A 22,366-nucleotide genomic window follows, 5' to 3' on the forward strand; every position below is an offset into this window, starting at 1 on the left:
GTACATTTTAAGAGAGGATAAATGCCTCTTATGCATTCTCTCAAATAGCACGAACGCAACATCGAGGGTTGTAGAATAGTGTGATGGTGTCAGTTTCCTCCTTCATAGGATCACAGAATAAGCCCTAATCTAAATCCTCTATTCAATTTCACACTTCTATATTTAGTTGATACTAAAGAAAAAAAATTAATACAAAAAAGACCTTTGCATTTTTAATTTAATATGTATGAATATATCTTATTTTCTGAAATGAGAAAATAGTCTCATTTTTGTCAAATACAAAATCATAAAGATGCAAACCTGTTTTCATCTTTACCATATACTTTTAAATTCAGCTTTACAGTTTCCAAAATATCTAAAGTAGTCTCTATTATTTAAAAGAGATTACGTATTATTTCATACTTTTGATTATCGCATTCTTTAAGTGGGATATGCTCTCATAATAAAACAGAATACTCTAAGAATACTATTTTCTTTCTCATCCACACGTTTGTTTAAAAAACATTTCTTCTTAAAGCTTGTCACATCGATCTCATACGGTGTCTATGAATGGTATAAAATCTATTGAATAGCATCATCTATCATTAAATAAAAAGTACAAGCCAAGTACCATCAGGCTATTTATCCCCTAATGCTGCAACATCCCTTGCTATTTGAGAGAATGCATAAAAGGCATTTATTCTTTCTTAAAGTGTTTTTATCCATACGCTACTCCTCCCCGTAACATATAGAAGAATAATGTTTTACAGGACGAACGATCTGATTACTCTGCAAAATGAGCTAGCTTGTTCCCCTTAATGTTCTTTATCACCTTATATCCTTGCTTAGAGCACGTACAGCTCGTGCAGTTTCACATTGTAATGCTTTTTGTGCTAAAATTTTCATATCTTCAAAACTATGAGTCTGCAAACACGCCTTTACTGGAGAAATATCGCAAGATATCATAGAAAGCTCATTAATTCCCAACCCTGTTAAAATCATTGCACCCAAAGGATCTCCAGCCATACCACCACATACACTAACCCAACACTTATGTTGTAAAGCTCCCTGAATAGTCTGATAAATCATACGCAAAACTGCTGGATCAAGGCTATCAGCTTCAGACACAAGGTACGGATTTTGCCGATCAACAGCCATTGTATACTGTGTTAGGTCATTGGTTCCAATTGAGAAAAAATCAACATGGGCGCTCAACACATCTGCCATAATGGCGGCTGCTGGAACTTCGATCATAATACCAAGTTTTAATTTTGGTGCATCAATATCATTGCGGATTTCTTCTGCAATCTTTTTTATAGTGACAATCTCTGAAACAGACATTACCATCGGAAACACAATCCATAGATCTCCGCCTTCTTTTGCTGCTCGATACAAAGCACGTAATTGAGGCACCAAAAGATCACGTCGACGTAACAAAAGCCGCGTCCCTCGAACACCTAAAAAAGGATTGTCCTCTTTAGATAAGTGTAAATGCGTAACCTGTTTATCCCCACCAATATCGAGTGCACGAATAATTAATGGCTTATCTCCTACAGCTGTAATCATCGCCCGATATGTATTAAATTGTAGCTCTTCATCCGGAATATGTGGATTCTCTAAAAACAAAAATTCCGTGCGCATGAGTCCAACACCTTCAGCCCCCAAATCAAGCGCAACAGGAACCTGATTTGCGTAGTTGACATTAGCCATGATACGAATTCTTTGACCATCTGTTGTTTGCGCTGGTAATCTACACGCACTTATTTCACTGACACGTTTTTGCACAACAGTATCAATATGCCTTTGAGCATCTTCAACGTCTTCAAGCGTAGGATCAAGATAAATAAACCCGTTATTGCCATCAATAATAGCTTGAATATCAGACTGTATCGCTAAAATATCATCACCTGCAGCAACAACCATTGGAATACCAAGAGTACGCGCCAAAATAGCTGTATGAGATAATGGACCTCCCCATGCTGTTGCTAATCCTTTTACCCTTGTACAATCAAGTTGTGCTACATCAGAAGGAGAAAGGTCATTTGTAACTAGAATTACACCATGTGGAATATCATTTAAAAAGAATGATCTATAGGATGGATTGATTTCACCTAAAACACGTCGACCAACATCAACTAAATTAACAGAACGTGCTGCTAACAAAGGATTATCTACCTTAAAAAACATATCTGAAAATTGACGAACCGCTCTATCCCAAGACCAAGCAACACCATGACCTTCTGCTATAAAACGACAAGCTTGAGCTATTAAATTTTCATCTTCAAGCAAAACCATTTGCGCAGAAAAAATCGCAGCAGAATCTGCTCCCATACGCACTGTAATATCAGAAATCACAGATGCCATTTTATGTTTTGTTTTTGTAAGAGCATTTTCAAGACATGCCGCACCAGCTGCAAAATCAACTGGCTGATCTATTATGGAAATATCATTTTGCCTTAAAACAAAAATCTTACCAAATGCTAATCCTGAACTTGCTCCAACACCAGAAATGCCTTTTTGCATAGAGCGTGGATACCAACCATGAAAAGCCTTTGTTTGAGATTCCATTGCTCTCATCAGGCATTTTTCACTAATACTCACTTTTTTTGCAATAGCAATGGCATCATTGAGAAGTTGTGCTCCTTCTGCAGCATCTGTAGAAAAAATAAGAACATCACCGTTTTTTGCTCCTAATTGCAATAAACCAACCAAATTTTTCATTTCAACGGCATATTGACCATGGCGAACTCTGATAGAATTTTGAGCCTTTTTCGCAAAATCAACCCAAAGAGAAGCTGGTCGTGCATGAAGACCACTTGGATAATCTAAAGTCCATTCCTGACACACCGAAAGGTCACCTATAAAAGTTTTTTCTAGCCTCATATCTTGATCAAACAAAGTTGTAACAATTTTCTGTTTGTCCATAGTTGTTGCAAGTACTTCAAGCTGTTTTTTATCAAATAAAAGAGACGTCAATTTTTTACAAATTTCTCTATAGCGATCTGGACACGCTGCAATAGCAATAACCAAATGTGCTTTCTTGCCATCCTGCCACTCAACACCAGCAGGAACCTGTATAACAGCAACGGCGTCCTTGATAATTAAATTACGATTTTCAGCCATACCATGAGGAATGGCTATACCATTTCCAAGCCAAGTATTGGTTGTTTCTTCACATGCAAGCATGCTTGCCAGATAACACTTATCAACCGCACCAACCTGCACAAGCAATTCAGCAGCAGCATAAATTGCATCATTTTTATGATCAAAAGCAGCTGCAAGTTGTACAGATCTTATAGACAAGATTTCACTCTCGATAAAATCTACATTCATTGCTTCTGCTTTCTCACATCTCATCATGAATTCAAATTGCCTCACATTTGAACACCAATATCTCTGATAAATTCCTTTTCAAAGCTGCATTTCCCAAAATACAAGCTATAAATACCACCACAGTTCTCTTTATACTTTACGAAATGTAGCTAAGTGAGGTGCTTAAATACCTCAATATAAGCGATAATACAATTGGATATTATCATCTAGCGAAGTGCTTAAAAGCATCATAAGCAAGTCTGCCTCTTACTCTTTTACTTTACAAAGACAAAACCCCGATTTTTACAGCACCAATCACCTAAAAAACTATGTTTTAAAAACGCTCTCATTATTCCAAGTTATTCAACATAACTTTTCATTATTCTCCCTACAAGAAAGCATCCTTCCCAATCATCTGTAACTTCAGCTAATATTTTAACTGATTCCTCAAAGTTTATTTAACCTATTATCCCTCTTTATAAATTCATTACGTAATTATAAATTGCTCCATGCAAATTATCATCTTTAAAATTCCGTGCAGCTCATCCTATGATGCTAAATCATTGATATATAACATTTATATATTTTAAGCTACTCCTTTACTTCAATCAATATCGCAAATACACAATATCCTCTGTCGCATATTTGCAAAGTACGAGCATCACCCAAGCACCATCATCAACTACTAAAATCAAGAAAAACTCTACAAATAAGATAAATAAAGTAAAAAATGAAAACAGTTATTGCCTTAACCCTAGCTCTTATGCTTGTTTATTTTCAAAAATGCATAATACAATAATAGTGAAATCAGAAACAATATTCTTGAAGAGCGCTGATTGCACATTGGTTATTTTTATATCTTTAAACACCGTCCTCCTTAAAAATATAATTTTACTCTCGATTTACCGAAAACTCCTTAATGCACGTCACTTTCAAAATGTTTTGACTGCCATCTTATGGATTTTTTATCCCTATATCCTTTTAAATGAATAGCCCCACCTATCCACACCGCCACCTAAAAACAGTATGACAACTCATCAATACTACAATGCCAATAAAAAGATCCATCTTTATCAAAATGATACATAAATAATGCTTTCATTAAATTTCTCATAATTTCTTGAAAACAAACTGCTTCTCTTATAAAGAAATTACTAGACACTTTTTCATGCATAAAAAGAAAATCTCTCCTCACTATTATTATACAGAAATTTATCAACAAATTCTATCATGATATCAATACGTTCAGTACTAAATACTAACATAACACCGCACAAACTCCCTCCCTCATTGAGAAAAGTCATTTCCCCAATTCTACCTTTTTTGTATATCTTCTACATTTATTATAGTACCAAAGCAAAAAGGGAAAGATGAGATTCTATCTTTCCCTTTTAATACTTATAAAACAACAACTACAATTCAATGGAATCCCGTTGATTGCTAGAGAGCGTTACAGATTACTCTGCTGCCTCCACCATAGGAATGACTGAAACATAGGAACGATCAGCCGCTTTGCGTTGAAAAGAAACCTTTCCATTTGATAATGCAAAAAGCGTATGGTCTTTTCCAATGCCGACATTGTTGCCAGGATGCCAACGTGTACCACGCTGGCGAATAATAATATTTCCAGCAATAACGGTTTCACCACCAAATTTTTTAACGCCTAGACGTTTCGATTCTGAATCGCGACCATTACGCGAGGAACCACCAGCTTTTTTATGTGCCATAGACGCTCTCCTTTAATCTTTCTTACTCTTTGATGCCACAGACGCTTTCTTCTGCGACGCAGTCTTTTTTTCAGCCGTTTTTTTAGCCGTCTTCTCAACAGAAGCAGCATCTTTTGTTTCTTTTGGTGCAGTTGCTTCTTCTTTTATCGGTTCTGCAGCCACTTTTTTAAGTTTTGAACCACCCATTAAAATTTCTAAAACACGAAGCTTCGTAAATTCTTGACGATGACCACGCGTACGTTTAGAATTTTGACGACGGCGCTTCTTAAATGCGATAACCTTGCGCCCACGTGCCTGTTCTACAATCTCAGCTGTCACCAATGCATCAGCAACGACAGGAGTACCAATAACTGCATTACCTTCTTGCCCAACCATCAATATGTCATTGAATTCAACAACATCACCCGCATTTCCACTAACTTTTTCAACTTTTACCACTTGATTAGCAACAATGCGGTATTGCTTACCACCAGTTTTAATGACTGCGAACATTTTTTATCCTTCCGTTCACTCCAGCTCTTATTTAATTTCTGCCTTGAAATAAGGGAAAATAGGCTGCTTTTTATCAGTCGTAATAGATTTTAAAGAAGGATAAAACCTTCTTCAACACAAATACGCGCAGATTTCTCCACGCTTATGTTCCGTATATATGAAGGAATTTCTATTCTCTGTCAATAAAGTCCCATAAAAAAGAAAAAAAGGTTGTACCAAAAACAATTGAAGGTTATCTACCCCTTATACACTCAAATAGTGCCGATTTTTGTTTCACTTTATTATGGAGAGATGGCTGAGTGGTTGAAAGCACCGCACTCGAAATGCGGCATAGGGGCAACTCTATCGGGGGTTCAAATCCCTCTCTCTCCGCCAAAGTTTATAAAGCGATATTATTAAAATGTCTTTAATCGTAGCTTGCCGGTGGATTCTGTATATTTTTATCTAGTGTAGCTTGTCAGCAGGTTTTGTACCAATCCATTTTTCAAAAGGTTTTCAAGACTTTTCAAAGCTCTTTATCGTTTTTGCGAATAAATTCTCATTATTACAATTTTTCACTTTTTGGTTTTCTGTTACATAAATATAGTTCAGATAATAAGAGAATGAATAGTAAAGTTAGAGAATTATCTCATATTTCTCTCTCATTCTACTTTTGCTTAGTTAGTACAAAACCTACTGTCAAATTATATTTATTTTGCACGTCTTTCTTGAATATGTGCTAGCAACCCTAATGTTGAACTATCGCGATTATCCGCTTTACTTTCTCCACGAAGAATTGGTAGCAACTCATTTGCTAATTCTTTACCAAGTTCAACCCCCCATTGATCAAATGAATTAATATTCATTAAAATCCCCTCAACAAAAATACGATGTTCATAAAGCGCAATAAGACGACCGAGAGCAAAGGGTGTTAATAAATCTTGAACCAGCGTAATGCTGGGACGGTTTCCTTTAAAACTTCTATGAAGTGCTAAATGATCTGCTTCACCCTCATCAACTCCATTTTTTATCAAGATATGCCGAGCATCTTCAATACTACGCCCCTTCATCAATGCTTTTGATTGTGCTAAACCATTTGCTAGCAACATCTCATACATAGAATGTAAATTTTGCTCATGCCCTTTTATAAATAAAATAAATTCTACAGGAATAATATCTGTTCCTTGATGCAGAAGCTGAAAAAAAGCATGTTGACTGTTTGTCCCTGAATCCCCCCAAACAATCGGACCACTTGAAAAACTTAATGGTTTTCCATCCAGAGAAACTTGCTTACCATTTGATTCCATATCAAGCTGTTGTAAATAAGCTGGAAAATGTATTAAACGCTGTGCATAAGGAATGATAGAACGTGATGAATAACCACAAATAACACGATGCCAGAATCCTAAAAGAGCAAAACGAATAGGAATATTTTTATGCAAAGGCATAGTTTTAAAATGTTGGTCCATTTGCAATGCACCATTGAGAAATTGGCGAAAATTTCCACCACCTATTGCAAACATAACAACAAGTCCAATGGCGGACCAAATTGAATAACGTCCTCCAACCCAATTCCAAAATTTAAAAACCCTTGTGGAATCTATGCCAAATTCTGCTACTTTATCAAGCGCACTTGAAACAGCAACAAAATGCGTACCAACGGCTTCTTCTCCTAAATGTGAACAAATCCACTGACGTGCAACTTGAGCATTTACAATTGTTTCAGCCGTTGTAAAAGTTTTAGAAGCAATGACAAACAGAGTTGTTGCTGGATTCAAAATAGAGAGAGTATCAGAAATATGGGCACTGTCAGCATTAGAAACAAAATGGCACTGTGGACCATCATGATAAGGTTTTAAAGCATTTGTGACCATTGCAGGACCAAGATCAGAACCACCAATACCAATATTGACAATATCACTTATTCTCTCGCCACTGTTTCCCTTATAGCTGCCATCACGTACCTTTTCAGAAAATCTTTCCATATCTTCAAGGACGTCTTGAATATCGCGAATAAGATTATGACCATCCAACATGAAAATTTCATCAGCAGGTAAACGTAACGCAATATGAAGAACTGAGCGTTTTTCAGTTGTATTAATCGCCTTACCAGAAAACATTGCATCACGCCGGCTTAACACATCTGCTGCGACAGCTAAATCATCTAGAAGTTGCAATGTTTTAAATGTCACACCACATTTTGAAAAATCGAAAAGAAGATCATCAAGTCTGAGGGAAAAATGGGAAAAACGCTGTTCATCTTCTACAAAATGTCGACGAATATCATAGACCCCATCCTTTGCGGCATGGTTTCTTAAAGCTTTTAATGTAGCTTCAAAAGCCTTTTCATTTCGAATCGAAAAGCTATCTCCCATAAGCTTATCCTATACGGTTATTGATAATGAAATCTATGCCAAAACATAACAAAGCAGAAAGCGTCTCCTTTATTGCTCGCTATTTTCACTGCTCACATAAAAATGAAGAAATATACAAAATAAAAGGATAAGATCCGAAAATGATATTTTTACAAGAATAAACTTTAAAATCTTTTCTATCGAATACATCATTTAACTTGATTGAGTTCTTTTGTTAAGCGTAAATCTTCTTCTGCTTTCGGTCTTATAAACCGCCCCAAAAAAAGATAAACAACCGGTGTGACATAAAGCGTAAAAATAGTTGCTAAACCTAAACCACCAACGATAACCCAACCTAAAGCTATACGAGCTTCTGCGCCAGCACCTTTGGCTAAAACCAAAGGAATACCTCCTAAAATGGCACAAATCATTGTCATACAAACTGGACGAAGTCGAATATTTGCTGCTTCTTCTACGGCTTCACGCACGCTTCTTCCCTGATCTCGTAATTGATCTGCAAATTCAACAATGAGAATACCATTTTTTGCCATAACGCCAATTAACAAAATTAGTCCAATTTGGCTGTAAATATTAAGACTCACACCACTTAATAGCATAGCAATCACAGCACAACCAATCCCTAATGGGACCGTAGCCATGATAATGAATCCTGAAATAAAGCTTTCAAACTGAGCAGCCAAAATCAATAAAATAATCAAAAAGGCAATGCCAAAAACAATCATAAAATTGGAAGATGTTTCATTAAGCGTTTCAGCTTCTCCTAGGGGAACCACGTAGATTCCTTTCGATAACAAAGGAGAAGCAATTTTCTGTACAGTTTGGTAAGCTTCCCCTAAAGTGATACCTGGAGCAAGATTTGCGCTTAAAATAACAGCGCTCATGCGTTTTTCTCGTTTTAATTGGGGAGCGATAGCTTTTTCATGTAAATGCGCAATAACCGATAAAGGAACATATCGATTGTCTTTAATCTTTAAGAAAATATTTTCTAAATCACTAGGACTCTTCATAGAATTTTTACGCGATATCAATTTAACATCGTAAGAATGATCATCCACGTTAATGGAACCAATCTTTTTACCATCCAACATTGCTTGTAATGTATCGCCCAAATTGGTGATATCAATCCCTAAATCGGAAGCTTTTTTTCGATTGATTTCAATAAAAAATTGTGGTTGTGTTGCATCAACAGTAAGACGTGGTCGAATAAAACGCGGATCATCTTGTAAAGCACTCACCAGCTTATCAGCAATGGGTTGTAGTGTTGCATAATCATTGCCAAGAATTGCAAATTGTAATCCTTGCCCAGTTCCTCTCACACCTAGAGAATTCCCCTCCGCAGCAAACACAAAAACTGCGGGAAACTGTCTAACCTTTGCATTAACATCCTTCACAATTTCTTGCTGACTACGTAAACGTTCATCCCAAGATGAAAGCAATAAAACCAAAAAAGCAGTATTGGGTGAACCACCAATACCCGCAATAGAGTAACTGTTAGCAATCTCCCCTGCATCACGTAATGGCTTTAGACTTGCTTCAATTTGCTCTACCTGCTCGTTCAAATATTGTGTTGAAATACCTTGTGGTCCATTAATAACCAAAAAGATAAGAGCCCTATCTTCTGCTGGGGTTAATTCCTGTTTCAGCTTCATATAGCCTCCAACACAAAGACCCGCAAAAATAAGTGAAGCAAAAACAACAGACCAAGGCTTTTCTAAACACTTATGCAAACTGTAAGTATATGCCTTATGAAGAAAAGTACCTAATTTATATAAAAAAGTAAAATGATGGGCCTTTTCTTCCTTCTCCTCAATATGTTCTTTGAGAAAACGTGAAGCCAACATGGGACAAAGCGTTAAGGCAACAATTGAAGAAAGCAAAATAGAAATTGCCAAAACAAAACCAAATTCTCTAAAAAGCCCTCCAACTTGCCCAGGAAGAAAGGAAATAGGAACAAATACAGCCACTAAAGTCAAGGTTGTTGCGACAACAGCAAAAAAAACCTCACGTGTTCCTAACACCGCTGCAGCTCTGGCACCTAACCCCATATTGCGCCATCGAACAATATTTTCCAGAACAACAATGGCATCATCCACAACAAGCCCTGTTGCTAAAACAAGTCCTAAAAATGTGAGAATATTCAATGAAAACCCTACAAGATAAATAGCTGCAATGGTACCAATCAAGGCAACGGGAAGAGATAAAGCAGGTATCAGTGTTACACGAATGTCTCTGAGAAAAAGAAAAATGACTAAAATAACGCTCAAAATAGCAATGACCAACGCAACCTCAACCTCATGAAGGGCACTTTTAATAAAAATCGCATCGTCATTAATAACGTCTATATATACAGAAGAAGGAACAATACTTTTGAGATTATCAACAACGGCTCTTACACCTTGAGAAATATTAAGCGTGTTGGATTGTGCTTTCCGCACGATACCTAATCCAATACCTGTCTTTCCATTGATACGAAGAATAACCGTTTCTATATCCGGCGATAAAGTAACATGCGCAACGTCACCAAGATGCACATGAGGCTTTAAAACAACTTGTTCAAAAGATTCTGGTGTTGTTAAACGTGCAGTGGCACGGACAACTAAAGTTTGCTTAGAATTGCGTAATGATCCTACTGGCACATCCGTTGTCATATCAGCAAGAACACGTGAAATATCTGCTACAGTTAATCCATAACTTGCAAGTTTTGCTTGATCTATATCAATCTGAAAAATCTTTGTGCGAGCACTATCAACCTGTACATCACCAACACCATCAACAGCAGAAACTGCATCAACAATCTGATCATTTACAATCGTTGTTAAATCATCAATACTCATTGTTGGTGACGTCACAACCAAATACATCATAGCAGCAGCATTCGAATCTGCTTTAATGATCAAAGGAGAATCTGCATTTTTTGGTAAAGAATAAGCAATACGAGACAGAGCATCACGAATATCAGATGCCGCTACATTCAAATCAACACCGACATTAAAATTAATCTGCACACGAGAGCGTCCAAAAGAAGATGTTGAAGAAATCGTCTTAACACCTGAAACACGAGAAACAGCATCTTCTATAACTTTTGTTACTTCACGATCAATGGTTTCTGCTGACGCACCAGAAAACATCGTCATAATCGTTGTTACTGGAGTATCAACATCGGGTAATTCTCTTACATCAACATTCAACCATGCTGCAAATCCTGCAATGATGATCATAGCATTTAAAACAAAAGTAAAAACCGGTCTGCGAATAAATAAGGCAATGAGACCACCTTGCTCCACCTTTGACATAGGCTGTTTTGTGCTTAATTCTTGGCTCATTGTATATCCGTTCCATAAACCGCTGATAATTGCTGTTGATGGGACTTTGGGTCATCAATAGTTACTTTACTTCCTGGATAAAGCATTTGCACCCCTTGAATAACAACTTGATCACCATTTTCTAGGGGAGCTTTCACGAAAACCTGATCCGCTTTATGCTGAATAATTGATACGGGAATAGACTCTACTTTTCCTTCTCTCACACGCCAAACGAATGACCCTTTACTATTCCATTGAACCGCAAGAGGATTAACGACAGGAAAAGAACCACCATGAAATTGCAATACAACAGAAAAGGACATACCAGACATGAGCATATCTTTTTCATTATTGATTTCAACCTGAGCATGAAGCGTGCGACTTTCTGGATCAACAATATTATCAATCGCATAAATATGACCAACAAAAGATTTGTCTGGCTGCGCAGTTAATGTTGCCGTTACCTCATCTCCTTTATGGATGCGCGACACATATCGTTCAGGGGCCCATATATCGACCAAAATACGTTCTCTATTCTCAATACGCCCTATTACGGTATTAAGGGTCACGTTATTCCCCACATCAACGGGCAAAATACCAACAACTCCAGGAATCGGTGCACGAATTGTTCGCCGATCGAGATCTAATTCAGCATTACGCAAAACTAAATTTGCGTTATCCAACTCTAAACGTGCTGTAATTTCTTGGACTTCCGTTGCTGTATTGCTGGCGCGTAATTTAAGAATGCGCGAAAGCGTTAATGCATTATTATCACGTTGTACTTTTGCTTTTGCAGCCGCTATTTCCTCTTTTTTAGAATCAAGCTTTGCAATCACATCATCGACTTGTACTTTTGTACCAGCAGATACAAAAAGCTTATCAATAACACCTGAGGATAAAGGGGTAAGATCGACTTCTGCAAGAGCTTTTCCACTCCCAAGAACGTTAAGTTGTTCATAAAAATCTTGAACTTTTACAAGATCAACAACAACATTCGCCGGTGGTCTTCCCATTTTTTCCTTTGAAGCTTTATACGATACTCTTGTTTTATCTACCATAGAAATGGGTTGTTCTGCACTCTTTTTTCCAGCCCAATAAGTAACCGTTAAAACGACGATTAAAAATACCAACGGAAAGCTCTTTTTTAATAACGCCATACATCCACCCTTGCTGTGTCATGTTCATCTGAAATAGTTTTCAACAGTAATATCGGCGTTTTACACAAAAACCAAACAGCGGGTGTATACATCTTACCCCCCACCGCAAAAAACACATCTCATCTTTGCTTGACTATCTTTCATAGATTAAAACGTCAAGTTAACTATCGTTCATATTGCTTTGTACGGTCACAACAAAAAATGATTATATCAAAACCAACTGAAACCATAATATATTATATCCTTTTTTAAAATATCTCATAAAAAAGAGAGTTTTTTTTTATTACTATCCAAGTTTCACTTGCATTTCTTTAATGAAACGATTAGGAACCCTTTGTCATAGATAATGTAAAAAACTGAAATGTATGCACCCGTAGCTCAGCTGGATAGAGCACCAGACTACGAATCTGGGGGTCAGGAGTTCGAATCTCTTCGGGTGCGCCATCTATCAATGATATCTTCTTATAAATTCAGGCTCTTTAAATTCTTTATTTTGTGATTTATTTTTGCCTATCTTTGTTTTTTGTATTTTGTTACTTTATTCTGTTGTCAGTCGTTTCTTTAGCCATTTTGCTAGAATAAGATGTTATGAGTCCTTCGATTCAGCTCCAAGGTGCTTTTATTAGCTAATAATCATAACGATTGCATAAGCAGCGTATGTTGTTTTCTTTTTTCGATCTATGTGCTTGTTTTTAGTCTCTTCCGGATTATACTCTTTAATCAGTTAGATAATTTTTTGCGTGCTTATTTCTAATTTTTCCATAACTAGATGTTTCTGGATATTTTATTCCTAGCAATCCCATCTTAATAGGGACTTCAGATGTGCCGCCATAAAACACTTATGGTATCCATTAATATCATTAGCATTTTGTTGCAAACCAAAGCTTCTTTTCGAGATATTTTTAATTGAATTAAACATATTTTTACTGCTTAAAAGCAAAGAAACTCTTCTCGTGCTTCTTTAGCATTATCTCTTGCATAGCATGTCATCGACTTCTATGATATCCTAACACTTTCTGTTCTCTATGAATTCTTCTAATTAATCCATGGGGTACAGATCTCGAACATTAATAAAAGATAAGTTTAAAGAATTTTTCCATGCCTAAAACAGATATTGAAATTGCTCGCACTGCTAAAAAGCAGCATATTATTGAAATTGCACAAAAAATTGGTATCTCACATGAAAATCTCATTCCCTATGGCCATGATAAAGCTAAAATTTCTTCTGAATACATAAAATCGCTTGATAAAAATCCAGATGGTAAACTTATACTCGTCACAGCTATCAATCCCACACCTGCCGGAGAAGGCAAAACAACAACAACAGTTGGACTAAGTGATGCTCTTAATCTTATTGGTAAAAAAACAATAGCTACCTTGAGAGAACCGTCTTTAGGTCCCTGTTTTGGTGTAAAAGGTGGTGCTGCTGGTGGTGGTTATGCGCAAGTCGTTCCAATGGATGACCTTAATTTACATTTTACCGGTGATTTTCATGCTATTACAGCTGCTCATAATCTTCTTGCCGCAATGATAGATAATCACCTTTATTGGGGAAATACTCTAAACATTGATCCACGTCGCATTGTTTGGAAACGCGTTCTTGATATGAATGACCGTGCATTGCGCGATATTGTTATTTCATTGGGGGGCATAACAAATGGTTTTCCACGCCAAACAGGTTTTGATATTACTGTTGCGTCAGAAATTATGGCGCTTCTTTGTCTTTCTGAAAATTTAGAAAACCTTACACAAAGACTCAAAAAAATTATTGTTGCTTATCGTTATGATAAAACGCCCATCACCGTTTCTGATCTCAATGCGGAAGGTGCAATGGCAGTTCTTCTTAAAGATGCTATACAACCCAATCTCGTACAGACAATTGAAAATAATCCTGTTCTCGTTCATGGAGGACCTTTTGCCAACATTGCCCATGGTTGCAATTCAGTTATAGCAACAAAAACTGCTTTAAAACTTGCTGATTATGTTGTCACAGAAGCAGGGTTTGGAGCAGATCTTGGAGCAGAAAAGTTCTTCAATATCAAATGTAGGCAAGCAGGTATTGTACCAAATGCTACAGTGATCGTCGCAACTATTCGTGCATTAAAAATGAATGGTGGTGTGGATAAAAATAACCTGACAGAAGAAAATATCACCGCTTTAGAAAAAGGAACAGCTAATCTTTTACGACATATAAAAAATATGGAGCACTACGGTATTCCTTGTGTTGTGGCTATCAATCATTTTGACAGCGATAGCGACGCTGAAATAAAAACATTACAAAAAATAGTTGCAACAACTGGACAGAAAGCTATTATCTGTAAGCATTGGGAACAAGGTGGAAAAGGCGCTATAGAACTTGCACAAGAACTCGTTACCTTGATTGAAGAAAAACATTCTCATTTTAAAGTTTTATATCAAGATAATATTCCACTCGTTCAAAAAATTAATTGTATTATAACAAAGCTATACGGTGGGCGTGGCGCCATCATCCCAGCCCCTATTCTCAAAAAACTTGAATCTTGGGAAAAAGAAGGTTTTGGCACCTACCCTATTTGTATGGCAAAAACACCTTATTCTTTTTCTTCTGATCCCAAGCAATATGGTGCTCCTGTTGATTTTGAAATTCCCGTACGAGAAGTTCGTCTCTCCGCAGGAGCCGGCTTTATTGTTGTCATTTGTGGAGATGTTATGACCATGCCGGGACTACCCCATTATCCCACGGCTGAAAAAATTCAGCTTGACGAAAATGATCAAATACAAGGACTTTCATAAATTTATAACCGTAAATTCTATCATTCATTATAAAAAGCGTTTTATTGCAAAAAGAATATAATTTTAAAAAGCAATATAGACAAATGTCTTATTTATATGATATAGGTGCTTGTCCTTTTGGATATGCCTTTAAAAGGACGTAGGTTTTTCCTATCATTTATGACACTGAAAAAAGCAGGATAGATAGTGCAAGTACTCGTTCGTGATAATAATGTTGACCAAGCGCTCCGTGCGTTGAAAAAAAAGATGCAGCGTGAAGGTATCTTCCGTGAAATGAAAATGCGTAGTTATTATGAGAAGCCGTCTGAGAGGCGTGCTCGTGAAAAAGCTGAAGCTATTCGTCGTACACGTAAGCTTGCTCGTAAGCGTGCGCAAAGAGAAGGTTTTGTTAGTAACGGACGGACTGTTGCGGTAAAGTAATATACTTTATGTAAGTGCATAAGTAGTAGATAATAAGATTCTAGAATTTTATCTTCATAGGTGATTGCAATAAATTGCTTGTGTGTGGTTTTTTTGTGTACAATGTTATCTAATATGTTAGTTATCTGAAAATAATACGGTTTCTGTCATAGGAGTGTTTTTTTCACTCTTATATTTCAAAAAACAGATAACAAACTACACTTTAGGTATTTAAGCGACTTGTTCCTATGTAAATTGAGTGTAAGATGTTTTATTATCACTTTTCGCTATAATTTTTCTCCTTCCGGATATCTCTTAATAACTTTTTTTATGTACAAATTTCATGATGATTTTCTTTTTTTGTCATTAAATATTCTATATCTTTCAAACATCCTAGATCAGATTGCAAAACAAAAGTAACTATCGCAATATGCGATTATGTTAAAAATATGATATCAAATGCATAATCCTCTTTCCCTTCAGTTATGTAACAAAACGATATAATTCTATAACTTTTTATATTTCTTGACTCTGTCTCTCTAAACGATGATGAATCTCAACCACTGCACTACAGCTTCTTTTTTCTTGATAAATTTTTTCTATTCATCACTTATGTAATAACCCCCATAAGTGTATTGAATAAGCCCTTCTATTTCATTCAACTTTCTTCTATACTAAGTTAGAAAAAAATAAAAATGCTTCTTATGAACGCCATAATTAATAAGAACTACGTAACGTTGAGAGCTGGTAAATGGTATGATGGATCTAGCTTATCTACCATACGAATAAGCATTATCATGGCATAAAATTATAGTATAGCAAATTTCATAAAATGGATTATCACGAAAAACTGTCCTGTTAAAATCAGCCCTTCATATATTAATCTACCCCATAATTTTACTCATATTTTTAAGCTTAAATGTTTTATTCATCGTATTATTTTGTCCATTCAAAACTTCTTTTCAAGCCACATGATAACTTATTTATTAAATAGCTTTTTGTTCATAATATGCATACATGTACTTTTACTTCGAGAAACAAACTCAGAAAAGAGATGCAATACTTTAGCCCTAATTTCCTGTACAAAAACTGCTATGTCTCCAGTGTACTTTACTGTTTTATCACGCGTACAGCTACATAAAAATCTAGTGTTTATTTATATTTATCCCCTCATAAACAATATAAGCACTAAAAAATACAAACTTTTGTTTTCCTTATTTTGCTATTCTCGTAACAATTTTTTCATTGTTTAGATCTCTTTAACGAGCGATATGTCATAATTTTTATCAGTTTCACGTCTTATCTTTCAGATTTTAAATTTCCAATATATGATGAAATAAAGGAGTTCAGTGTGCAAAATTCTCGTTGGTTTCGCGTTTCAATACTCGCATCATGCATCTTAATAGCAACAGTCATTGTATTGGGTTCACCTCATTTGTTGCACGCACAAACATTTAATCAAAATTTAGGGCCCAGCGGTTTACCACTTCCGCGATTTGCTTCGATTAAACCCACCAGCGTTAATGTACGCGTCGGACCAGGAAGCAACTATTCTATCATTTTTACCTACAAAAAGAAGGGCTTACCTATTGAAATCATTCAAGAATATGATCAATGGCGCAAAATTCGTGATGCAGAAGGCGATGAGGGGTGGGTGTATCAGTCGCTTTTATCGGGAAAGCGAACTGCTATAACTATTCCATGGCAAAAAGATAAAACAAAAAGGCTGATGCTACGAAAAAACCCCACCGACAACGCAGAACTTGTGGCGGAAGTAGAACCTAATGTCATTGGTAATATTCGCCAATGTGATGGACAATGGTGCGAACTAAACATTAATAATACGCGCGGATGGCTTCAGCAACCCCAGTTATGGGGAATCTATCCTGATGAAAAAGTAAAAGGTTGGTGAATACTCAAACTTATCAAGTTTAACTTTTATTCCTCATTGAATATCCTCACTGCCTATCACAAGATTGATTTTTTGGTTTCAATCGTACGATCAAATCAACATGTGAAATTTCCATACCTTCTGGTGGCTTAGGCAAATTTCTAATAATGGGAGCTTCTTCCAAATTGTAAGGAATATCAAGAATACGATTTTCGCCTTCTATATAAAAATGGTAGTGATCAGAGGTATTGGTATCAAACCAAGTTTTTGAGCCTTCTACGGCAATAATCCGTAACAATCCCGCTTCCGTAAATTGATGAAGCGTATTATAAACCGTTGCTAAAGATACAGGTACACCTGCCCTCCCCGCTTCCTCATAGAGCTCTTCAGCAGTAATATGACGATTTCCTTGAGAAAAAATCATATGTGCAAGCTCCAACCGCTGACGTGTTGGACGCAGACCATTTTGACGCAAACGTTTTTCTAACATCGAAATGGAATAATATTGCACAATTTTTCCACACTCTTTTGTGAACTGTTGTTCTTCATTCATACCTAAATCGTCTGCACTTACTGACATATTACAAACCCAAATATATTCCTGCTAAATAAGATCAAAATACAAAAAAATGGGAATAGTATGGTGTAATCTTGTATTCCATTTTTAAATAATTACCTGTGTAGAATACATAAAAAAGGGCTTTTGTCATTAAAAATGATATAAAATCATTTCCCTCTCTTTGAAATTTGCTCTAAAAGTAGGTTGGGAAAAGCGCAGAAATAAAAATATATGCAAATAAATGGAGTAACAATGGCTGAACAAAAGTCTCGCTACACTTATGAAGAGCTTCTAAGCTGCGCTCGCGGCGAAATGTTTGGTAGAGGTAATGCGCAATTGCCAGCACCGCCAATGTTGATGATTCATCGAATCACTCAAATTAGCGAAACTGATGGTAAATACGATAAAGGAATGGTTCGCGCCGAATTTGACATTACACCAGACCTGTGGTTCTTTAATTGTCACTTTATAGGCGATCCTGTCATGCCAGGATGTCTCGGACTGGATGGTATGTGGCAATTAACAGGCTTTTTTCTTGGTTGGCTAGGCGAACCAGGAAAAGGGAGAGCGATATCAACAGGTGAAGTAAAGTTATCAGGGATGGTAACTCCACAAACCAAAATTCTTGAATATGAAATAGATTTTAAGCGTATTCGACGTGGAAATTTAGTCTTAGGAATAGCTGATGGGTGGCTAAAAGCAGATGGAGAGACTATTTATAAGGCGAATGATTTACGCGTTGCTTTATTCAAAGAAGATTGAACGTTATTTCCGTCAGAAAGAACTTTTCACTATTCTGTATGGAACGAGGAGGTATGAATGCGTCGAGTTGTTGTAACCGGAATGGGAATTGTCTCCGCGATTGGAAATGGACCTGAAGCTGTTTTAACCAGTTTACGTGAAGCAAAATCTGGAATTTCTTACGCGCCTCAATATGCCGAATTAGGCTTTCGTAGCAGAGTTTACGGCAAACCCGATATTAATATAGAAGAACTTGTAGATCGGCGTGCTCTACGTTTTCATGGGCGTGGAACAGCATGGAATCACATCGCCATGGATCAGGCAATTGCTGATGCGGGTCTAGAACCGCATGAAGTATCGAATGAACACACGGGTATTATTATGGGTTCTGGAGGTGCTTCAACTCAGTCAATCGTTGAGGCTGCTGATATTACACGCCAAAAAGGTCCAAAACGCATCGGTCCTTTTGTTGTGCCTAAAGTGATGAGTTCTACGGCATCCGCAACACTTGCAACTTTTTTTAAAATTAAGGGCGTAAACTATTCAATCTCTTCCGCATGTGCTACATCCAATCATTGTATCGGCAATGCTTATGAAACAATCCAATATGGAAAACAAGATCGCATTTTTGCTGGTGGTTGCGAAGATCTGGATTGGACATTATCTGTTTTATTCGATGCTATGGGTGCTATGTCCAGCAAATATAATGATGTACCAGAAAAAGCTTCGCGTGCTTATGACGCTAATCGTGATGGATTTGTTATTGCTGGTGGTGCTGGCGTTTTGGTTCTTGAAGAACTAGAAGTCGCTAAAGCACGTGGTGCAAAAATCTATGGAGAAATTGTTGGTTATGGCGCTACATCCGATGGACACGATATGGTCTCTCCATCGGGTGAGGGAGCAGAGCGGTGCATGCGCATGGCACTTGCGACCGTCAAAAATAAGATTGATTATATCAATCCCCATGCAACAGCAACACCTGTTGGTGATCCCCCTGAAATAGAAGCGATCCGCCGTATCTTCGGAGCAGGTGATCAATGCCCGCCAATTTCTGCCACAAAATCTCTGACTGGTCATTCCTTGGGTGCAGCTGGTGTTCAAGAAGCAATCTACACACTGTTAATGATGCAGCATAATTTTATTTGTGAAAGTGCCCATATTGAAGAACTTGATCCAGCTTTTACTGATATGCCAATCGTTCGTAAACGACGTGATCATCAACAACTGAATACCGTATTGTCAAATACTTTTGGCTTTGGCGGTACCAATGCAACGCTTGTTTTCCAACGCTATGAATAAACAAAAGTTCTTAGTAATTGAAAAAAGTACGGTCTTACGGAGAATAATATGAAAGGTTTGATGGAGGGCAAACGTGGCCTTATTATGGGGATTGCGAATGACCATTCAATTGCTTGGGGCATTGCCTGTCAGCTCGCACAAGCAGGAGCTGAATTAGCATTGACTTATCAAGGGAATGCTTTTGGAAAACGTGTTCAGCCTCTAGCTGATAAACTTGGCTGCAAATTAGTGCTAGAGTGTGATGTTGAAAAAATTGAAAATATTGACTACGTCTTTGAGCAACTTGAAAAAGAATGGAAAACAATTGATTTTATTGTCCATGCCATTGGTTTTTCAGACAAAACTCAGCTAAAAGGGCGTTACGTTGATGTTACAACACGTGAAAACTTTCAACGCACGATGGTTATTTCAGCTTATTCCTTTACTGAAATTGCCCAGCGCGCGGGTAGGCTTATGCCCAATGGAGGAACACTTTTAACTCTTACCTATGGTGCTTCACAGCAAGTTGTGCCTAATTATAACATCATGGGTGTTGCTAAAGCAGCTCTCGAAGCTATGGTACGTTATTTAGCAGCGGACTTTGGTCCTCAAAATATCCGTGTCAATGCGATTTCCGCTGGTCCTGTTAGAACTTTAGCAGGGAATGGTATTGCAGCTGCACGTGCAATATTTTCACATCAACGCCGTAATGCCCCATTACGTCGTACCGTAAATATTCATGAAATTGGAAAATCTGCTCTTTATCTACTCTCTGACTTATCATCAGGTGTTACAGGTGAAATCCATTATGTTGATTCAGGCTATAACATCATGTCTATGCCAATACTTGAAGAGCTGAAAAAAAGTGATGATACTCAGGAAGGATAAAAATCATCGCACTTAGAAAAATATGACGTAAGGCACATGTGCAGGTCTTTATAAGAATAAGTGTAATACAAAACCAGATACCTTGTTTTGCAAAGTGTTTCATAAAAATCCGGAATATTTCTTCAATCCATGGTTGATAAATTTTGTATTTTATGACGTTATTTACCTTACTAAAGCATACGCTTTTGCTGTTGCTTATAAATCAATCCCCAGCCCTCGCAGTTTGAAACAGAGATTAGAGGATTATTAAAATCCTTAGCTTCAGCTTTTGTATACCAGATTGAAAAAAATATTGCCTACCGTTTTATTTATTCTTGAAACGCAAAGGCAATCTAATTTAGGAAGAATATGAAGACGTAAAGAAATCAATCATTAGCCTTACTATTATTCTTTAATGAGGCTTTACAGTTTTAAAAGCATCCACATCAATATTTTTTAAATAAGAGGGGTTACGCTTTACCTCACACTTTTATTTTTCTCGTTCTTTCATGAAAGCATTTCTCTGATATATCAGGTAAAATAGAACGCCCAAAAACACTACGGCTGTTGCTCCTTCATGCATTTTTTAAAAGATATCTCTCAATACACGCAATTCCATTTCACAATGGTATCTGTAGAACGTATAAAAATCCCCGTGAAGTACATAAATCCTTTTTGCTCCACCATTTTAATGTTTATACAAATGACAAACCGACACCATCATTTTACTTGCCATGTTCTAATGTTGAAACACCCCTTGATACTTAAGATGATTCATTAGAAGTATTTTTAATAATTTTTATCCACATACTAAACCGCTTGTGACAAGCAAACACATATTTTTAATTAATCCAATACAAAAATAAAATGAATTATTCATATAAATCAATTTCTTATCTTTATAATCACATTATTTTTTCAGTTTAAATGACAGCCACAAATAAGTACAATAACATTTTTTCAATTTTAGATTTTCAAAAGTCATTTCTTGCATATAAAAAACAGAATTGACATGTGAGAAAATAAAAGGCGTAAACATCTCTACTGAACAGCCTCAAGTGCCAAGAGCTGTCTCAACATTGGGGGCTGGGTAAGATGTGTGATGATGCCCGGCTTCCTCCTTCGTAAAGGTAAAGATGGGGATGTGCACAATGGCTTTATCGTTACACTATTCACGGTCACCGTCGCGAATTGGGCTTGGGAGTTTTAAGAGAGGTCTCTTTAAAACAAGCGCGTGAATATACAACAGCAATAGTGTTTTATTTTGGGCGTTCTATTTTACCTGACACATCAAGGTGTGAGGTAATCTCCATTATTTAAAAAATATGCTTTAGATAGCATAAAACTGAATTTAAAAATGATGGTAGAAATGGAAACTGGTTTTCATCTTTAAAATTTCATCTTCTTCCCAAATTAGATTGTCTTCTTGTTTTAAAGAATTACACAAACAGAGACACACGATATCCCTGCCCCTATCGAGATATAAACGCTGTTACACGCAGAAAATAATATTGAAAATTGGATAATAGCAATGAT

13 protein-coding genes and 2 tRNA genes are annotated in these 22,366 nt (G+C 36.7%); 8 read left to right on the top strand and 7 right to left on the bottom strand.

The genetic code is table 11. The features are described 5' to 3' along the window. Positions 1 to 807 precede the first annotated feature (807 nt). The 3 genes from ptsP to rplU all read right to left on the bottom strand — a co-directional run bounded on the left by ptsP (position 808) and on the right by rplU (position 5,510). Positions 808 to 3,339: a phosphoenolpyruvate--protein phosphotransferase gene (gene ptsP, locus ACFIKO_RS00075; protein WP_375619294.1), complete on the bottom strand. Its 2,532-nt coding sequence runs from the start codon at positions 3,337 to 3,339 to the stop codon at positions 808 to 810. Positions 3,340 to 4,748: 1,409 nt separating this feature from the next. Beyond that, complete coding sequence (rpmA, locus tag ACFIKO_RS00080; RefSeq protein WP_375673023.1) at positions 4,749 to 5,018, bottom strand: 50S ribosomal protein L27; 270 nt, start codon at positions 5,016 to 5,018, stop codon at positions 4,749 to 4,751. A gap of 12 nt (positions 5,019 to 5,030) precedes the next feature. Next, positions 5,031 to 5,510, bottom strand: coding sequence for a 50S ribosomal protein L21 (gene rplU / locus ACFIKO_RS00085; RefSeq protein WP_375619293.1), 480 nt, complete (start codon positions 5,508 to 5,510; stop codon positions 5,031 to 5,033). Positions 5,511 to 5,795: 285 nt separating this feature from the next. On the opposite strand from rplU, the gene ACFIKO_RS00090 reads away from it, so the two are divergent. Continuing rightward, positions 5,796 to 5,885 (top strand) — tRNA-Ser (locus ACFIKO_RS00090). A gap of 314 nt (positions 5,886 to 6,199) precedes the next feature. Here ACFIKO_RS00090 and pgi read toward each other — a convergent pair. From pgi to ACFIKO_RS00105, 3 genes are all read right to left on the bottom strand, one after another. After that, complete coding sequence (pgi, locus tag ACFIKO_RS00095) at positions 6,200 to 7,864, bottom strand: glucose-6-phosphate isomerase (RefSeq protein WP_375619292.1); 1,665 nt, start codon at positions 7,862 to 7,864, stop codon at positions 6,200 to 6,202. A 188-nt stretch (positions 7,865 to 8,052) separates the two neighbouring features. Then, complete coding sequence (locus tag ACFIKO_RS00100; protein WP_375673024.1) at positions 8,053 to 11,187, bottom strand: efflux RND transporter permease subunit; 3,135 nt, start codon at positions 11,185 to 11,187, stop codon at positions 8,053 to 8,055. Further along, positions 11,184 to 12,323, bottom strand: coding sequence for an efflux RND transporter periplasmic adaptor subunit (locus ACFIKO_RS00105; RefSeq protein ID WP_375619290.1), 1,140 nt, complete (start codon positions 12,321 to 12,323; stop codon positions 11,184 to 11,186). The genes ACFIKO_RS00100 and ACFIKO_RS00105 overlap by 4 nt, the downstream gene beginning before the upstream one ends. Before the next feature lie 367 nt (positions 12,324 to 12,690). Between ACFIKO_RS00105 and ACFIKO_RS00110 the strand changes: the two genes are divergently transcribed. From ACFIKO_RS00110 to ACFIKO_RS00125, 4 genes are all read left to right on the top strand, one after another. Then, positions 12,691 to 12,767, top strand: a tRNA-Arg gene (locus ACFIKO_RS00110). A gap of 654 nt (positions 12,768 to 13,421) precedes the next feature. Beyond that, complete coding sequence (locus tag ACFIKO_RS00115) at positions 13,422 to 15,095, top strand: formate--tetrahydrofolate ligase (protein WP_375673025.1); 1,674 nt, start codon at positions 13,422 to 13,424, stop codon at positions 15,093 to 15,095. A gap of 186 nt (positions 15,096 to 15,281) precedes the next feature. Beyond that, the gene (gene rpsU / locus ACFIKO_RS00120) at positions 15,282 to 15,515 is read left to right on the top strand and encodes a 30S ribosomal protein S21 (protein WP_273717519.1); all 234 of its coding nucleotides are present in this window, start codon (positions 15,282 to 15,284) and stop codon (positions 15,513 to 15,515) included. A 1,330-nt stretch (positions 15,516 to 16,845) separates the two neighbouring features. Continuing rightward, positions 16,846 to 17,406, top strand: coding sequence for an SH3 domain-containing protein (locus ACFIKO_RS00125; RefSeq protein WP_026500127.1), 561 nt, complete (start codon positions 16,846 to 16,848; stop codon positions 17,404 to 17,406). Between the two features lie 46 nt (positions 17,407 to 17,452). Here ACFIKO_RS00125 and irrA read toward each other — a convergent pair whose 3' ends face one another. Further along, positions 17,453 to 17,965, bottom strand: coding sequence for an iron response transcriptional regulator IrrA (gene irrA, locus ACFIKO_RS00130; protein WP_375619288.1), 513 nt, complete (start codon positions 17,963 to 17,965; stop codon positions 17,453 to 17,455). Between the two features lie 231 nt (positions 17,966 to 18,196). Between irrA and fabA the strand changes: the two genes are divergently transcribed. From fabA to fabI, 3 genes are read left to right on the top strand one after another with little or no spacing between them, the layout of a single operon-like run. Then, entirely contained in the window at positions 18,197 to 18,706 is a 510-nt protein-coding gene (fabA, locus tag ACFIKO_RS00135; RefSeq protein ID WP_012754549.1) for a 3-hydroxyacyl-[acyl-carrier-protein] dehydratase FabA, read from the top strand. 57 nt (positions 18,707 to 18,763) lie between these two features. Continuing rightward, positions 18,764 to 19,984, top strand: coding sequence for a beta-ketoacyl-ACP synthase I (fabB, locus tag ACFIKO_RS00140; protein ID WP_375673026.1), 1,221 nt, complete (start codon positions 18,764 to 18,766; stop codon positions 19,982 to 19,984). Positions 19,985 to 20,032: 48 nt separating this feature from the next. Then, positions 20,033 to 20,851 (top strand): enoyl-ACP reductase FabI, encoded by an 819-nt coding sequence (fabI, locus tag ACFIKO_RS00145; protein ID WP_273787460.1) that lies wholly within the window; start codon positions 20,033 to 20,035, stop codon positions 20,849 to 20,851. The last annotated feature ends 1,515 nt before the right edge of the window (positions 20,852 to 22,366 follow it).

The organism is Bartonella sp. TS82HLJMH (assembly GCF_042193495.1).
In the GTDB taxonomy this organism is placed as follows: Bacteria; Pseudomonadota; Alphaproteobacteria; order Rhizobiales; family Rhizobiaceae; genus Bartonella; species Bartonella grahamii.

What these genes read in the sequence shown, in the direction of transcription:
- ptsP (WP_375619294.1), bottom strand. Translation starts at nt 3,339, where the DNA reads ATGATGAGATGTGAGAAAGCAGAAGCAATGAATGTAGATTTTATCGAG.
- rpmA (WP_375673023.1), bottom strand. Translation starts at nt 5,018, where the DNA reads ATGGCACATAAAAAAGCTGGTGGTTCCTCGCGTAATGGTCGCGATTCA.
- rplU (WP_375619293.1), bottom strand. Translation starts at nt 5,510, where the DNA reads ATGTTCGCAGTCATTAAAACTGGTGGTAAGCAATACCGCATTGTTGCT.
- pgi (WP_375619292.1), bottom strand. Translation starts at nt 7,864, where the DNA reads ATGGGAGATAGCTTTTCGATTCGAAATGAAAAGGCTTTTGAAGCTACA.
- ACFIKO_RS00100 (WP_375673024.1), bottom strand. Translation starts at nt 11,187, where the DNA reads ATGAGCCAAGAATTAAGCACAAAACAGCCTATGTCAAAGGTGGAGCAA.
- ACFIKO_RS00105 (WP_375619290.1), bottom strand. Translation starts at nt 12,323, where the DNA reads ATGGCGTTATTAAAAAAGAGCTTTCCGTTGGTATTTTTAATCGTCGTT.
- ACFIKO_RS00115 (WP_375673025.1), top strand. Translation starts at nt 13,422, where the DNA reads ATGCCTAAAACAGATATTGAAATTGCTCGCACTGCTAAAAAGCAGCAT.
- irrA (WP_375619288.1), bottom strand. Translation starts at nt 17,965, where the DNA reads ATGTCAGTAAGTGCAGACGATTTAGGTATGAATGAAGAACAACAGTTC.
- fabA (WP_012754549.1), top strand. Translation starts at nt 18,197, where the DNA reads ATGGCTGAACAAAAGTCTCGCTACACTTATGAAGAGCTTCTAAGCTGC.
- fabB (WP_375673026.1), top strand. Translation starts at nt 18,764, where the DNA reads ATGCGTCGAGTTGTTGTAACCGGAATGGGAATTGTCTCCGCGATTGGA.
- fabI (WP_273787460.1), top strand. Translation starts at nt 20,033, where the DNA reads ATGAAAGGTTTGATGGAGGGCAAACGTGGCCTTATTATGGGGATTGCG.